This is a genomic window from Myxococcus dinghuensis (assembly GCF_024198235.1).
GTDB lineage: Bacteria > Myxococcota > Myxococcia > Myxococcales > Myxococcaceae > Myxococcus > Myxococcus dinghuensis.
Genome location: NZ_JAKCFB010000002.1, coordinates 144,635 through 158,761 on the forward strand (window position 1 = coordinate 144,635; position 14,127 = coordinate 158,761).

Below are 14,127 nucleotides of genomic sequence, written 5' to 3' on the forward strand. Positions count from 1 at the left end.
TGGAATCACGCGCTCGCCGTCGTGGTCTGCAGGCGGCGCCAGAAGAAATACGAGAGGCCCCAGAGCACGCTGGTGCCCACCACCCAGCCCCAGGCCTCAGGCCCGTCCCCCACCGCGACATGGGCGATGAACGCCGAGGCGAGGTTGATGGCGAAACCGGCGTAGGCCCACTCCTTGAGCCGCGCCGGCACGGGCGCGAGCACCAGCACCACGCCGAGCAGCTTGGCCCACGAGAGTTCGACCCGGAAGTAGTCGGGGAAGCCGAGGTGGGTGAACGCCTGCGCCACCTGCGGCAGGTTGAGCTGCGCGTAGGCCGTGAAGCCCATCTGCAGGCAGAACAGCGCGGTGACGATCCAATAGGCGACCGTCATCCCCTTGGCGGTGGGCTTGGTGGCGACGAGGGCCGGATTGCGCAGGGTCGATTCCATGGTCTTGTTCCTTCAGTCGTTCGAGGTGTTGGACGGCGTCGGGGACTCCGAGCCGAATTGGTGGGCGTACTCGGAGACCAGGCGCTGCCAGCCGCTGGACTTCATGGCCTCCGCGCCCGCGATGCGACCGAGCGGCTCGTGCGCCAGGAACGCCTCCAGGACGTCGAAGCAGATGTGCCATCCCGCGGCGCCCCACGAGATGAAGCCGCGCTGGATGTTGTGCCAGAGCGTCAGGCGCGTGCCGTCGCCGAAGGGCTCGAGCTCCCACCGGAGGTCTCCACCTCCCCAGCTGAACTCGAGCAGCTTCGGCGCCTCGGCCCGCTTCACGGTGGTCTCGGTCACCTGCGGCGTCGGCGCGCCGAGGGTCGACAGCGCCACCGGCCCCACGAAGGCCAGGCTCCGGCTGGCGTCGAAGGGCGCCCACTCGGACAGGTGCTCGGGCTCGGTCAGCGCCTCCCACACGAGCGCGGGCGGATGACGGAGGTCCCGCACGAGGACCAGCGTCCACTTCTCCCCCTCCTTCTGGACCCTCGCGCCCTTCGCGGCACCGGGGGCATACCTCTCACGGAGGCTCCTCGACTCTTTCTTGGTCTGGCTCATCGGCTCCCACCCTTCTTGGGGGTCTGCGCCATGCGATCGAGATGGCGTTCGAGTGCGTCCACGTGCGTCGCCCAGTAGCGCCGGAAGGGCGCGAGCCAGGCGTCGACCTCCATCAGCGGCTCCGGTCGAATCCGGTAGACGCGCCGCTGGGCTTCGACTCGCGACTCCACGAAGCCCGCGTCACGCAACACCCGCAGGTGCTTGGACACCGAGGTCTGCGGCATCCGCAGCTGACGCTCGATCTCCCCGACGGACTGCTCCGACGCCGCCAGCAGGCTGAGGATGGCCCTGCGATTCGGCTCCGCGATGATCGCGAACGAAGATTCCATGCCTTCATATATACTCATCGATTCATATGACCGTCAATTCATATGAAGGGTCCGGCCTCGCTCCGGGGGTGGCGTCGGCCGGAATAGCGGCGGGCGGGCAGCCGTTCGCCCTGCCCTGTTCCGGGCGACGCTGGGGGCCGTCCACGCCCGCCCCTGGCGAGCCGCCCCCCCACACCCCTTGGAGCCACACGCCATGAGCGAGCGCCTGCCTTCCGCCAGTCCCCGTCCGCACCCCGCGGACAACCACGACCTGATTCGCGTCCGCGGAGCCCGGGAGAACAACCTCAAGGACGTGAGCGTCGACATCCCCAAGCGACGGCTCACGGTGTTCACCGGCGTGTCGGGCTCGGGCAAGTCGTCGCTGGTGTTCGGGACCATCGCCGCGGAGTCGCAGCGGATGATCAACGAGACCTACAGCACGTTCGTGCAGGGCTTCATGCCGACGCTGGCGAGGCCGGAGGTCGACGTCCTGGAGGGACTGACGACGGCCATCATCGTCGACCAGGAGCGGATGGGCGCCAACTCCCGCTCCACGGTGGGGACGGCGACGGACGCCAACGCGATGCTGCGGGTGCTGTTCAGCCGCCTGGGCAAGCCCCCCGTGGGCGCCTCCAACGCGCTGTCCTTCAACGTCCCCTCGGTGCGCGGGGCCGGACAGATCTCCGTCGAGAAGGGCGACGGGAAGAGCGAGGTCCGTGAGTTCTCCTCGGCGGGCGGCATGTGTCCACGCTGCGAGGGCATGGGGTCGGTGACCGACATCGACCTGGCCCAGTTGTTCGACGACACGAAGTCGCTCGCCGAGGGCGCGCTCACCATTCCGGGCTACACCGTGGATGGCTGGCAGGTGCGCATCTTCGCGGCCTCGGGCTTCCTCGACCCGAACAAGCCCATCCGGGAGTACACGAAGCAGGAGCGCCAGGACTTCCTCTACCGGGAACCGACCAAGGTGAAGTTCGAGAGCCTGAACCTGACCTACGAGGGGCTGGTCCCGCGCATCCAGAAGTCCTTCCTGTCGAAGGACAAGGAGGCGATGCAGCCGCACATCCGTGCCTTCGTGGAGCGGGCGGTGACCTTCACCCCCTGCCCCGACTGTGGTGGCACCCGGCTCAACGCGGCCGCGCGGGCCTGCCGAATCAACGGCCTCAACATCGCCGACGCCTGCAAGATGCAGATCAGCGACCTGGCCCAGTGGGTGCGTGAGCTGAAGGAGCCGTCGGTCGCGCCCCTGCTGGCGACGCTGGGACAGACGCTCGACTCGTTCGTGGAGATTGGCCTGGGGTACCTCAGCCTCGACCGGCCCGCGGGGACGCTGTCGGGCGGCGAGGCGCAGCGCACCCAGATGGTCCGCCACCTCGGGTCGTCGCTCACCGACGTGACCTATGTCTTCGACGAGCCCACCGTGGGTTTGCACCCGCACGACATCCAGCGGATGAACGTCCTGCTGCTGCGGCTGCGCGACAAGGGAAACACCGTGCTGGTCGTCGAGCACAAGCCGGAGGTCATCGCCATCGCCGACCACGTCGTGGACCTCGGCCCCCGCGCGGGGACCGCCGGCGGGCAGGTCGTGTTCGAGGGCACGCTCGACGGGCTTCGCGCCAGCCAGACGCTGACCGGACGCCACCTGGATGACCGGGCCACCTTGAAGCCGTCGGTGCGGACCTCGACGGAGGTGCTGAAGGTACGCGGCGCCAAGGCCCACAACCTGCGGAGCGTCGACGTCGACATCCCGCTCGGCGTGCTGGTGGTGGTGACCGGCGTGGCCGGTTCGGGGAAGAGCTCGCTGATCCACGGCTCGGTGTCGGGCCGGGAGGGCGTGGTGTCCGTCGACCAGAGCGCCATCCGCGGCTCCCGGCGGAGCAACCCGGCGACGTACACCGGCATGCTGGAGCCGATCCGCAAGGCCTTCGCGAAGGCCAATGGCGTGAAGCCCGCCCTGTTCAGCGCCAACTCCGAGGGCGCCTGTCCGACGTGCAATGGCGCCGGGGTCATCTACACCGACCTGGCGATGATGGCCGGCGTCACGACCGTCTGCGAGGAGTGCGAGGGCCGGAGGTTCCAGGCCTCGGTGCTGGAGTACCGACTGGGTGGACTCAACATCGCCGAGGTGCTGGACCTGCCCGTCACCGACGCGCTCACCTTCTTCGGCGGCGCCAAGGCGCGGACGCCGGCCGCACACGACATCCTGAAGCACATGGCCGACGTCGGGCTCGGCTACCTGCGGCTGGGGCAGCCGCTCACCACGTTGTCGGGCGGCGAGCGGCAGCGGCTGAAGCTCGCGACGCACATGGGCACGGAGGGCGGCATCTACGTGCTCGACGAGCCGACCACCGGCCTGCATCTGGCGGACGTCGAGCAACTGCTCGGCCTGTTGGATCGACTGGTCGACGCCGGGAAGTCGGTCATCGTCATCGAGCACCACCAGGCGGTCATGGCGCACGCGGATTGGCTCATCGACCTGGGGCCGGGCGCTGGCCACGACGGCGGGCGAATCGTCTTCCAGGGCCCGCCGGCCGACCTCGTCGCGGCCCGGTCGACGGTGACCGGCGAGCACCTCGCGGCCTACGTCGGGGGCAAGGCCACCGCCGGAACGACACCGGCACGGGCCGAGACACCGAGGAAGCGCGCGAAGTGAGGCGGACGCCCACCCACCGCGCCATGCAGCTCCGCCACGTGCGTCCCGCTCGATGACACGGTGACCCTCGCGGCGGGGCGTGCGCCCACGCCCCCATCGAGGACACTCACGGGGACCTGGAGGGGCGCCGGGACGATTCCACGCCCCTCGGACGTCGCTCGACGCGAAGGAACACGGTGGAAGAGAATCGCGCCATGTCCACGCCCCCGCCACTGGAACGCCCACCCCGCAGGTGGCCCCTCGTCCTCGCCCTCGTCCTCCTGGGCGTGGTCGGCACGTGGCTGTTCAGGAATCGCGAGGCGATGAGGCGCATGGGGCGAATCACCCAGGAGTCCCAGCGCATGGCCCGCGAATCCGTGAACGCGCCCGGGGCCGCCGAGCTGCGCGCGCTCGGTTGCAACCGCGCCGACATCATGGACATGCGGCGCATCTACGACATCGTCGGCATCGCCGACGCGGGCCCCGGAGGAGAGCTGGCCATCACCTGCAACCTCCGCGTCGGAATGGGCGAGCCTTCGTGTGCGCGGGTCGCCGCGGTGTACATCCAGGCCGTGGGAACGGCGGCCCAGCCTTTCACGGCCCGCGTCCGCCGGGAGGAGACGAACCAGGACCTCTGCAGTGAGGTGTATGCGCGCGACGGCTCGCGGCTGTAGCCGCGGCGCGTCTTCCGTCAGCCACGCCAACGGGCCCCTGGGCCGCCACCCATTCGCATCGCCCGGCAGACTTCACTCCCAGTCCGTCATAGTATGAAGGGGTGTCCCGCCTTCGCCCCTACCGCGATGTGGCTGACCTCGAGGCCATGGCCCGCCTCGTGACACGGGCGTGGGCGGAGCGTGGCCCCCACGTGGAGTGCACCGTGGGAGATTTGACCTGGCGACTGCTGCGCAACGCCCGGGTCCTGCCCCAGGAAGACATCGCCCTGTGGGAGCAGGCCCCCGGGGAACTCGCCGGCTTCGCCTGGGCCTACGGGAACGGAGATGTCGACCTGCTCGTCCACCCGCTCTCCCATGCGGAGGCCTTCGCGCAGGATGTGCTGCCCTGGGTCCGTGCCCGACATGGACAGACCTCGCGCCCGACCACCGTGTGGGCCCTGGAGAGCAGCGAACCCTTGCTCATGGCGCTGCGACAGCGAGGCTGTCGGCGTGCGACGAACGGGTGCTATCTGCACCTCGCGATGCCATTACACGCCCCACTCGCTCCAGCACCGCCGCTCCCTCCGGGCTACCGGATACGCGAGGTGCTCGGCCCCGACGAGGTGGCCGCGCGGGCGCTCGTGCACCGGCGAGGCTTCGGCTCCGAGCGGGTGACGACGGAGGTCTATGCGCGGCTCATGGCGGCACCGCGCTATCAGCGCGCCCTGGACCTCGTCGCGGAGGCGCCCGATGGGAGCCTCGCGGCCTGCGTGCTGGGTTGGCTCGACGACCCCCACGCCGTGGGCGAGTTCGAACCCGTGGCCTGCGCCCCGGAGCACCGGCGACGCGGTCTCGTACGCGCGCTCCTGCACGAGGGGCTGGAGCGGATGCGGAGGATGGGCGCCCGCCAGGCCATCGTGTACGCCTTCGAGGGCACCCCGGCCTCCGTCGCGCTCTACCGGTCCGCGGGCTTCACGGTGGTGGACCGCAACCTCGGCCATATCCCCGAGGCCGCCTGAGCCCGCGCTCCGTCACGGCGCGGGCCCGGCGCACTCAAAGCGCCAGGAGGACCTCCACCTGGGCCTTCAGGACACGAGCCTCCTCGTGTCGGCCGAGCCCGGTATAGAGGGCCTCCGCCGCCCGCCGCTCCCGGACCTCTTTCTGGATGAGGGCGTCCACCGCCTCGGGTGACAGCACCAGGCGTGGCACTTCCCCACTCCCGAGGCCGCCCGCGCTTCCTGCAATCACGCCCCCCACCTGGGCGGGGGCGACACTCACGTCGGGAGCCTCCGCGTTGTCGAGGGCCGCCAGCGTCTCACGGAGCACCGCCGCGGCAGGCGCGTTTCGCGCCTTCATCGCGTCCTTCATCGCGGCACGCAGCACCGACTTCCATTCATGAATCGTCCTCATGCGGCCACGATAGGGACACACACCCCACCAAGAAAGTCACGAGCATCACGCCTTCCCGGCGAGCAACCGCTCGGCGGGGCCACCCGCCATGGTTCGTGTACCATTGACACCAAGCAGCGACCTTGCGAGAGTCGCCCAGGCATGGAGACCGCTTTCGTCGCATTCATCCCGCTCTCGAACTGGCTGCGCGGGTTCGATCGCTACCGCATGCGGTATTCGAAGGCCTCCATCTCGGAGTCCACCTTCCCCGACGCGTTCTACATGCTGAAGGAGGACGAGCCCTGGGCACCCGGGCTCGCGAAGGCGCGGCGGTTGGTGGCGAAGCTCGGCCGCGCGAAGGACCGCGTCGTCGCCTTGCGCGCACAACTGCCGACCTCGGGCGCCCAGGCGATGCGCCCCAACGACACCACCGGGACGGGCATCGGCTGGCGCTGGCCCGCCCCCGAGGTGCCCCTGAGCGGGGTCGCCTGGGTGGGCGACGACGACACGCTGCGGCCCACGTTCCACGAAGAGGTCACCGCCCAGGCCTTCCTGCTCGACGACACGGGGCTCGTCCCGTGGGCCGACTGCCGGCCCCGCTCCTTCTCCGTGCTGCCCGTGGCGAAGGCCTGCCAGGCGACGTGCGCGTTCTGTTTCTCGAAGGCCAGCGTCTCGGACCTCGCGCGGCAACGGAGCGCCTCGCTCGAGCAACAGCTCGAATGGGCGGACCTCGCGCGGGAGCGTGGGGCGGAGCGCGCCGTCATCACCGGCGGAGGCGAACCGACCCTGCTCCCTCCCACCACGCTGCGCTCCCTGGTCCGAGGACTCGCCGAGCGGTTCCCGAAGACGCTGCTCATCACGAACGGCGCGAGGCTCGACGCCGGGCACCTGCGGGCCCTGCGCGACGAGGGGCTCACCACGCTGGCCCTCAGCCGCCATGGCGTCACCCCCGAGGACGACGCGCGCATCATGGGGTTGTCCGTCGACGCGGGCGCGCTCGCGCGGGCCTTCGGCCTCCGCAGCCGCGCCATCTGCGTCCTGCAGCGCGGCGGCGTCGATGACGTCTCCAAGGTCCTGGCCTACCTCGAGCGCAGCGCGCGCGACGGATTCGACGAGGTCTGCTTCAAGGAACTCTACGTCTCCAGCCTCTCCGAGAACCCCTGGGCCCCGAGCGCGGTGAACCGCTACTGCGAGACCCACCAGGTGCCGCTCGGGGTCGTGCTCCGAGCGATGGACGCCGCGGGCTTCACGAAGGTCGCCGAGCTGCCGTGGGGCAGCCCGGTCTTCGAGGGCGAGGTCGCCCACCGCGTGCTGCGTGTCGCGGCCTACACGGAGCCGTCGGTGGGCTGGGAGCGGACGCATCGGCTGGTGCGCTCGTGGAACCTCATGAGCGACGGGACCTGCATGGCCTCGCTGGAAGACCCGGCCTCGGAGGTGCGCCGATGAGGCTCGACGCCTTCCTCGCGCTGCGGGACCCGTTGCGGAACGAGCGCCCCGAGCTCGTCGACCTCTCGGAGCTCAACGTCTACCGCAGCCTGGCGCCGACGTTCGCCGCCATCGCGCCGTCGGCCCATCCCGAAGCGCCGTACCGGTGCCACCTCGCCGAGCGGTTCCTCTCGCACCTGTCGCTCGACGCCGGCCTCAAGTCCCGGACGCAGGTCAGTCACGGCGTGCGCCGCTCCCTCCGCGCGTTGTTCGGCTGGCTCGCCTCGCGCAACGCGCGTGTCGGGGTTCCCGACGACGTGTACCCGGTGTACCTCCAGCTCGCCGCCGAGGCGGGCGTCGACGTCGTGCGATTCCCCGCGCGACAGGGACTGCCGGAGCTCGAGGCCTGCGACGCGCTCCTCCTCTGCGAGCCGCTCAAGCCCTGGGGGCGAACACTGACGGACGAGGAGACGACGCGGGTGGAGGCCTGGGTTCGCGCCGAGCCCTCCCGTCGCGTGCTGCTCATCGACTCCGCGTATGCGACGCCTCCGACGCCCTGGGCGCTCCGACTGCTGCGCGAGGAGCTGGCGTTCGTCCTCGTCTCGCTGTCCAAGGGCTGGCTGCTCCCGGACCACGCGGGGCTGTGCATCGCGCCCTCGCGCTGGAGCCAGGAGGCGCGGGCCGTGTTCGCGCCGCTGCCCAAGGATGAACAGAGGCTGCGCATCGGCTACGCGGCCCTCACGGAGCACGCGGCCCGGCCCCGGCGGGTCGGCGAGGTCCTGACCGGACGAGCCCTCGCCCTGGACGCCTTCACCACCCGCCGCCCCGAGCTGCGCGCCGCCCCCTGCATCGGCTACTTCGCCACGTCGCGCTGCTCGTTCGACGCGCTCCTGGCGCAAGGCATCCTCGGAGTGCCCGCGTCCGTCTTCGGAGGCCCCGAGCACCTGAGCGTCCTCTCCAGCCTGGAGCCCGTCATGCGCTCCGCCGGGCAGTCCTCGAAAGAAGCGAGCCGACCATGAACGTCGTCATCACGGGTACGAACCGGGGCATCGGCCTCGAGCTGGTGCGTCAGTGCCTCTCGCGCGGAGACACGGTGCACGCGGGGGTCCGCGCCCCCGCGCAGGCGACGGACCTCACCGCGCTCGCCGAGGGCGCCGGTGGGCGACTCCGGGTCCACGCGCTCGACGTGGCGGACGCGGCGGGCGTGCGCGCCTTCGCGGAGTCACTCCCCGAGGTCATCCACCTGCTCATCAACAACGCGGGCGTGCGCACCCGCCCGGACGACCTCGCGGACCTCGACGTCGACGACCTCACGCGGACCTTCCAGGTGAACGCCGTGGCGGCGCTGCGCATGACCCTCGCACTGCTGCCACGGTTGCGCGCGGCGGGCGGCGCGAAGGTCGCCAACATCAGCTCCAACCTGGGCTCCATCACCGACAACAGTTGGGGTGGCGCCTACGGCTACCGCATGTCCAAGGCGGCGCTGAACATGGCCACGCGCTCGCTGGGGCACGACCTGAAGGACGCCGGCATCCTCGCCTTCGCGCTCAGCCCCGGCTGGGTGAGGACCGACATGGGCGGCAGCGAGGCCCCCACGGCGGTGGAGACCTCGGTGGCGGGGCTGCTCGCCGTGCTCACCCGCCTCGGCCCCGACGAGACCGGCGGCTTCTTCGACTTCGAGGGTCACCGCCTCGACTGGTGAGCCGCGTCCCCCGCGACGCCCCGGACTCGGTCCAACGCGAGGTCCGGGGCGCGGCTCCAGGACACCTCAATCGTCGTTCTGGGTCCGGGCATCCGGCTTCTTGCAGCCGGGCGTCATGCACAACTGCCCCACGACGAAGGTCCCCCCGACCCCGGACTGGACGCCCAGGTTGAGCGCATGGAGCCGGATGCGGACGAAGGGATGACGGCAGCGCAGCGCCATGTCGGTGCGGGGGTCATGGACCTCCGGAGACAACGGCAGTCCTGCCACCCGGAGCGCGGGCCGGACTCCCTCCTCCTGTCGTTCGAGGAAGTGGCTGTATCGCCACGGGACGAAGCCCGAGGGGAGAGGCGCCGCCAGGGAGGACGCCGTGGGGTACTCGAGGAACGCCCGCACGGGCGTCTTCGTGGCCCGGACCGGAGTCACCGCGCGGGCGAGCAACGCGGGCCCGTCACACGACCCGCACTCATAGAGCCGGAGCGTGCGCGCCTGCATTCCCTCCTCGAGGGTGGGGAGGTGGAACACGGTTCTCGGCGTCAGCCGCCTGTTGCACTCGGGGCAGGCGACGCGGGCCTCGAGGTCCTCCGCGGAGAGCCGCCCAGGCTGGACGTCCCAACACGGGGCACCGGCGATTCCGAACGGCGCGGGCTGGCGGCGCGCCTCCTCCGCGCGCTGGAGGATGACCTCGGGAAAGGCCTTCGCGCGCCGCAGGGCGTTGAACTGGCGCACCAACCCACCCGCCTCCACGTCCGCGACCTCCGGCGGACGCGCATCCACCAGCCACTCGACCGCGGCCCGCGACAAGCTCTTGAGCGTGCTCCGCGAGAAGTCATCCACGTCCGGGTCACCCGCCTCTCCGAGCACCGAGGAGAGTCCCTGGACAGGTGACTTCGCCTTCGCGGCCCGGCGGCCCAGGAAGTCTCCGAAGCCGGTGCCATGCTTGATGGCGCGTGCATCGACGTACCCCTCGCAGTGCTTTCGCTCCTTCGCGGTGAGCAGGTCCGGCGCGATGCGCTGGAGGGTCGTCAGGTATTCGTCCACCAGCGCCACGCGCGCTCCGGCGAAGCGACGGATGCAGTCCAACGCCGGGCCGACGTCCGCGGGACTGAAGTAGCACGGCAGCGAGCTGCCACTCACCTCTCCCGCCGCCAGCCACCCCGGGGATTCGGAATCCACGGCCAGGAGGTCCTGGAACCAGTGCCCCTGCTCCCGGGCCAATCGCTCCAGGACCTTCCGCGCCGCAGGCTCCGCATCCTCGAGCCCGTACCTGCACCAATGGTCGAAGCGCTCGCCGGACTGGGGCTTCGCCCTCCTCGGGAAGGCATAGCGCTTCGGCCACGTCTGGACCTCCGACAGCAGCTCCACACGGCGGCGCAGCTCATCGGGCTCCAGCGCGACGAGCCCCGCCTTCGGCATGAGCGCGTCGTACGTCAGGGCGTCGAACGCGTGGCGCGGGTGGAACACGTTCGCCTCGAAGACGTCTTCCTCGGGGAGTGGAATCTTCAGCTCCATCAGGCGGGCACGCAGCGGACGCAGACGCGCGAGGTCCCGAGGCCGGCGCTCGATGGCGATCGGCGCGGTGAAGTCCCGCTCACAGTCGGCGCACGTCGTGGCCTCCGGCGTGACGGGCGCGCCACACGAGCAGCGCAGCGCGGCAGTCTTGGCGGGCTTGTACTTCCGCCCCGCCTCCTGGAGGCGTCGCTGGAAGAGGAGGAAGTCGGTCTTCACACGCGGGTCGGAGGGACGCGCCGCGAGCGCGCGCTTCTTCTTCTCCCACAGGAAGCATCGCACCTGCCCCTCGAGGGCGAACTCCGCCAGCTCCCCCCGTCCGCCCAGCTGCACGGCCAGGTCGAGGAGCGCCTCGAACAACACACGCCGCTGCGCCGCTTCGGCCTCGGGGACGGCGCCGTAGAGTTCGAACGGGTAGTGCGCACTCACCATCTCGTGGAGCGGCCGCTGTCGCAGCGCATCGATCAACCCGGCGACGGACTGCGTCTGCCCCTCCAACCGGCTGCGCAGCCACTTCTTCCGGCCCGCATCATCGAGATCGATCCGTACCGCCAACCCTGACAGCCCCTTGATTCGCACGCACGAGCCCCCGCTGAAGACTTCGGCGACATCCTCTATCCGATGGCAAATGCCACCGTCCATCATCAACCTCTCGACGCCGGTGCCCACGCGCCCTCCCGCCGGGTGGCCCACCGACTCAGGCATTCCGGGACCTCCCGGCCAACCGCACGGCGACGTCGGCCGGTTCGTCCGGTTCCCAGGAGAACCGCGCGGGCGATGAGCGGGCCTGGACCTAGACTGGCGCCTGAACTCGCAAGCCACGGAAGCATCCGCACATGAAGCCCACGCCTGGAGACATCTTCGCGGTCTACAACCCTCGGTTCGGCGCCTATACCGCGGTCCAGGTCACCGCCCTGAAGGTCGACGGGAAGTCCGAGATGGCCTCCGTGCTGGTGCTGGACTGGCTGGGCTCCGCCCCGCCGGATGCCGCCGCGGTCGCGGCCATGGCGCCCGCCCGAATCAACTTCTTCTTCTGGAAGGAACACCACGTCCACGACTGGGTCCCCGTCGACGTGCCCCGTGGGTACACCCACGTGGGCCACCGCCCCCCCCTCGTCGTCGAGGGCACCAACAGCTACGGCGGCTGGCCCGACGGCAGCCCCCTCCACGCGCAACGCCACTGGGAAGCCATTCCCCAGGCGCAGCGCGACCTCTTCAAGCAGATGGACGCGGAACGCGACAAGAGCGTGGTGTTCGCGCGAGGCGACGTGGAGGTGCACCGCTCGACCCAGCGTCTGGACACGGCGCAGCTCACCGCCGCCCCCGTCCTGTCGGTGTTCGAAGCCCTCCCCATCCTGACCTCCGTCAACGCCGACGCTCCGGTGCCAGGCCTGTTCGACTTCATCCGCCGCCGCCCCTTCGTCTACGAGTCGGTGGTGCTCGGCCATGGCGAGCGCCACGTCGACGTACGGGGAGCCGCGTTGACCCGCTTCACGGTCGACGTGACGGGGGTCCACGAGCTCCACCTGAACGAGGGCCTGGATTTCCTCATCCTCGTCGGCAAGGCCCGCCCTGGACTGAGGATCCACGCCGAGGCCGGAGGTCGCTGGCTGACGTTGACCACGAGCGAGCCGACCCTGACGGGGACGGGCCTGGACGACCTGGGCAACCTGCACGTGACCGCCGCGCGGGAGGTGGACGTCGCGGGCATCGTCCGACGATTCCCTCGGCTGACGGAGCTGCGCATCTGGGGCGCCCCCGGCTACCTGCGCAACGTCGCCGAGCTGGCGGCGCTCCCGGGCCTGGACACGCTGACGCTCAGCGACATGTTCGGCATGGCCCCCGACGAGTTCCCCGGTCCGGAGCGCCTCCCCGCCCTGGGGAGGCTCTGGCTGACGAGCATCCCCGCCGATGTCGCCGCCCAGGTGAAGAAGGTCTACAAGGCCGCCACCCGCGCGGGCCTCGACCTGTCCGTGAGGCAGCCTCGCAAGGCGGACTGGCTGGCGGAGAACCTGGACAACCCCTTCCGCGTCTGGGACGGGGCCGACCACATCACCGCGACCCAGGCCAAGAAGGCGGCGGCGCTGTATCGACAGGCGCGCTCCGCGGCGCTCCAGGCCGCCGCGGCACACGCCTCCCCCACCGACCTCGCCTCCGCGCTCGAGCCCATCGTCAGGGCCTATACCGAGGGCTTCAACAAGCTGGATGCCCGGCAGACGTTCATCTACACGGAGGAGCGCGAGCACATCCACGAAGCGCTGATGACCGTCCTCGACGCGGTGGACGAGGAGCGCGGGGCCACCGGCGCATCCATGGAGCCGGTGGGACGCGACGCGTTGATCGAGGTGATGGACTCCATCCGCGACTTCTAGCCGCTACTTCGCGCTCGGCTTCTTCTTCATGACCTTCTGGCCCAGCGTGAGGAGCAGCACCAGCACGGCGCCAGCGCCCAGCCCCACCGCGCCGTTGAGCAACATGGGAGCCAGGCCGCCCAGGACGCTGCCCACGCCGGGCACGGAAGCGGCCCATTCGGAGAAGGACTGCTCCGCGTGGTGCAGGCCGGAGACGCCGTGCACGAGGATGCCGCCGCCCACCAGGAACATGGCGGCCGTCCCCGCCACGGAGAGGAACTTCATCAGCCACGGCGCCGCGCGGAGGATGCCCGCGCCCAGGCTGCGCTGGAAGGCGCCGGACTGGCGGCTGAGGTACAGGCCCGCGTCATCCAGCTTCACGATGCCCGCCACCAGCCCGTACACGCCCACGGTCATGATGATGGCGATGCCCACCAGCACCATGACACGGGTGGTGAAGTCCGCCGTCGCCACGGTGCCCAGCGAGATGGCGATGATCTCCGCGGAGAGGATGAAGTCGGTGCGCACCGCGCCCTTGATCTTGTCCTTCTCCAGGGCCACCAGGTCCACGGTCGGGTTGGACAGCGCCTCGCGCAGCTCCGCGCGGTGCGCGGTGTCCTCCTCGGCGCCGTGCAGGAACTTGTGCGCGAGCTTCTCGAAGCCCTCGAAGCAGAGGAAGGCGCCGCCCACCATCAACAGGGGCGTCACGAGCCAGGGGGCCAGCGCGCTGATGGCCAGCGCCGCGGGAACCAGGATGGCCTTGTTGACCAACGACCCCTTCCCCACCGCCCACACCACCGGCAGCTCGCGGTCCGCGTTCACGCCCGTCACCTGCTGCGCGTTGAGCGCCAGGTCGTCTCCGAGCACGCCTGCCGTCTTCTTTGCCGCCACCTTCGTCAGGATGGAGACGTCATCCAGGATGGTCGCGATGTCGTCGATGAGCGCAATCAGACTGCTGCCTGCCATGAAGGTCTTGTCCCGCGGGAGGGTGGTGAACCGCCTTGCGACCCGGGCGGATTAGCACAGCGGGACCCACGGGGCACGGCTCGCGCCATGCGACACCATCCCACCCCTGAGAAGCCCCGGGCCGTTCAAGGACAGGACGGGACGCAGTCGACCGCGGTGAATCC

13 protein-coding genes are annotated in these 14,127 nt (G+C 70.4%); 7 read left to right on the plus strand and 6 right to left on the minus strand.

Features of this window, described 5'->3' with window-relative positions; translation table 11 throughout:
• Window positions 1-5 precede the first annotated feature (5 nt).
• Genes LZ198_RS03225 through LZ198_RS03235 form a run of 3 tightly spaced genes read right to left on the minus strand, consistent with a single transcriptional unit; the run spans window position 6 to window position 1,357 of the window.
• Window positions 6-428, minus strand: coding sequence for a DoxX family protein (locus LZ198_RS03225; RefSeq protein WP_253970371.1), 423 nt, complete (start codon window positions 426-428; stop codon window positions 6-8).
• 12 nt (window positions 429-440) lie between these two features.
• Window positions 441-1,028 carry an SRPBCC family protein gene (locus tag LZ198_RS03230; RefSeq protein ID WP_253970372.1) on the minus strand — a complete coding sequence of 196 codons (588 nt, stop codon included), beginning with the start codon at window positions 1,026-1,028 and terminating at the stop codon, window positions 441-443.
• Window positions 1,025-1,357 (minus strand): ArsR/SmtB family transcription factor, encoded by a 333-nt coding sequence (locus tag LZ198_RS03235; protein WP_253970373.1) that lies wholly within the window; start codon window positions 1,355-1,357, stop codon window positions 1,025-1,027. The genes LZ198_RS03230 and LZ198_RS03235 overlap by 4 nt, the downstream gene beginning before the upstream one ends.
• 193 nt (window positions 1,358-1,550) lie before the next feature.
• On the opposite strand from LZ198_RS03235, the gene LZ198_RS03240 reads away from it, so the two are divergent.
• The 3 genes from LZ198_RS03240 to LZ198_RS03250 all read left to right on the plus strand — a co-directional run bounded on the left by LZ198_RS03240 (window position 1,551) and on the right by LZ198_RS03250 (window position 5,640).
• Window positions 1,551-3,989 carry an ATP-binding cassette domain-containing protein gene (locus LZ198_RS03240; RefSeq protein ID WP_253970374.1) on the plus strand — a complete coding sequence of 813 codons (2,439 nt, stop codon included), beginning with the start codon at window positions 1,551-1,553 and terminating at the stop codon, window positions 3,987-3,989.
• A gap of 341 nt (window positions 3,990-4,330) precedes the next feature.
• Window positions 4,331-4,642 carry a hypothetical protein gene (locus LZ198_RS03245; RefSeq protein ID WP_253970375.1) on the plus strand — a complete coding sequence of 104 codons (312 nt, stop codon included), beginning with the start codon at window positions 4,331-4,333 and terminating at the stop codon, window positions 4,640-4,642.
• Window positions 4,643-4,788: 146 nt separating this feature from the next.
• Window positions 4,789-5,640, plus strand: coding sequence for a GNAT family N-acetyltransferase (locus LZ198_RS03250; RefSeq protein ID WP_253970376.1), 852 nt, complete (start codon window positions 4,789-4,791; stop codon window positions 5,638-5,640).
• 34 nt (window positions 5,641-5,674) lie between these two features.
• Here the strand turns inward: LZ198_RS03250 and LZ198_RS03255 are convergent, their stop codons facing one another.
• Window positions 5,675-6,031 carry a GatB/YqeY domain-containing protein gene (locus LZ198_RS03255; protein WP_253970377.1) on the minus strand — a complete coding sequence of 119 codons (357 nt, stop codon included), beginning with the start codon at window positions 6,029-6,031 and terminating at the stop codon, window positions 5,675-5,677.
• A gap of 141 nt (window positions 6,032-6,172) precedes the next feature.
• Between LZ198_RS03255 and LZ198_RS03260 the strand changes: the two genes are divergently transcribed.
• Genes LZ198_RS03260 through LZ198_RS03270 form a run of 3 tightly spaced genes read left to right on the plus strand, consistent with a single transcriptional unit; the run spans window position 6,173 to window position 9,137 of the window.
• Entirely contained in the window at window positions 6,173-7,456 is a 1,284-nt protein-coding gene (locus tag LZ198_RS03260; RefSeq protein ID WP_253970378.1) for a radical SAM protein, read from the plus strand.
• Window positions 7,453-8,454 (plus strand): aminotransferase class I/II-fold pyridoxal phosphate-dependent enzyme, encoded by a 1,002-nt coding sequence (locus LZ198_RS03265; protein WP_253970379.1) that lies wholly within the window; start codon window positions 7,453-7,455, stop codon window positions 8,452-8,454. Before LZ198_RS03260 ends, LZ198_RS03265 begins: the two co-directional genes overlap by 4 nt.
• A complete protein-coding gene (locus tag LZ198_RS03270; RefSeq protein ID WP_253970380.1) occupies window positions 8,451-9,137 on the plus strand; it encodes an SDR family oxidoreductase in 687 nt (228 codons plus the stop codon). The genes LZ198_RS03265 and LZ198_RS03270 overlap by 4 nt, the downstream gene beginning before the upstream one ends.
• 66 nt (window positions 9,138-9,203) lie before the next feature.
• Here the strand turns inward: LZ198_RS03270 and LZ198_RS03275 are convergent, their stop codons facing one another.
• Complete coding sequence (locus tag LZ198_RS03275) at window positions 9,204-11,201, minus strand: hypothetical protein (protein WP_253970381.1); 1,998 nt, start codon at window positions 11,199-11,201, stop codon at window positions 9,204-9,206.
• A 281-nt stretch (window positions 11,202-11,482) separates the two neighbouring features.
• Here LZ198_RS03275 and LZ198_RS03280 point away from each other — a divergent pair, with 281 nt between their 5' ends.
• Window positions 11,483-13,018 (plus strand): gliding motility protein, encoded by a 1,536-nt coding sequence (locus LZ198_RS03280; RefSeq protein WP_253970382.1) that lies wholly within the window; start codon window positions 11,483-11,485, stop codon window positions 13,016-13,018.
• A 3-nt stretch (window positions 13,019-13,021) separates the two neighbouring features.
• On the opposite strand, the gene LZ198_RS03285 is transcribed toward LZ198_RS03280, so the two are convergent.
• Entirely contained in the window at window positions 13,022-13,963 is a 942-nt protein-coding gene (locus LZ198_RS03285) for a DUF808 domain-containing protein (RefSeq protein ID WP_253970383.1), read from the minus strand.
• Window positions 13,964-14,127 lie beyond the last annotated feature (164 nt).

What these genes read in the sequence shown, in the direction of transcription:
- LZ198_RS03280 (WP_253970382.1), top strand. Translation starts at nt 11,483, where the DNA reads ATGAAGCCCACGCCTGGAGACATCTTCGCGGTCTACAACCCTCGGTTC.
- LZ198_RS03285 (WP_253970383.1), bottom strand. Translation starts at nt 13,963, where the DNA reads ATGGCAGGCAGCAGTCTGATTGCGCTCATCGACGACATCGCGACCATC.
- LZ198_RS03255 (WP_253970377.1), bottom strand. Translation starts at nt 6,031, where the DNA reads ATGAGGACGATTCATGAATGGAAGTCGGTGCTGCGTGCCGCGATGAAG.
- LZ198_RS03245 (WP_253970375.1), top strand. Translation starts at nt 4,331, where the DNA reads ATGGCCCGCGAATCCGTGAACGCGCCCGGGGCCGCCGAGCTGCGCGCG.
- LZ198_RS03240 (WP_253970374.1), top strand. Translation starts at nt 1,551, where the DNA reads ATGAGCGAGCGCCTGCCTTCCGCCAGTCCCCGTCCGCACCCCGCGGAC.
- LZ198_RS03225 (WP_253970371.1), bottom strand. Translation starts at nt 428, where the DNA reads ATGGAATCGACCCTGCGCAATCCGGCCCTCGTCGCCACCAAGCCCACC.
- LZ198_RS03250 (WP_253970376.1), top strand. Translation starts at nt 4,789, where the DNA reads ATGGCCCGCCTCGTGACACGGGCGTGGGCGGAGCGTGGCCCCCACGTG.
- LZ198_RS03230 (WP_253970372.1), bottom strand. Translation starts at nt 1,028, where the DNA reads ATGAGCCAGACCAAGAAAGAGTCGAGGAGCCTCCGTGAGAGGTATGCC.
- LZ198_RS03265 (WP_253970379.1), top strand. Translation starts at nt 7,453, where the DNA reads ATGAGGCTCGACGCCTTCCTCGCGCTGCGGGACCCGTTGCGGAACGAG.
- LZ198_RS03260 (WP_253970378.1), top strand. Translation starts at nt 6,173, where the DNA reads ATGGAGACCGCTTTCGTCGCATTCATCCCGCTCTCGAACTGGCTGCGC.
- LZ198_RS03270 (WP_253970380.1), top strand. Translation starts at nt 8,451, where the DNA reads ATGAACGTCGTCATCACGGGTACGAACCGGGGCATCGGCCTCGAGCTG.
- LZ198_RS03235 (WP_253970373.1), bottom strand. Translation starts at nt 1,357, where the DNA reads ATGGAATCTTCGTTCGCGATCATCGCGGAGCCGAATCGCAGGGCCATC.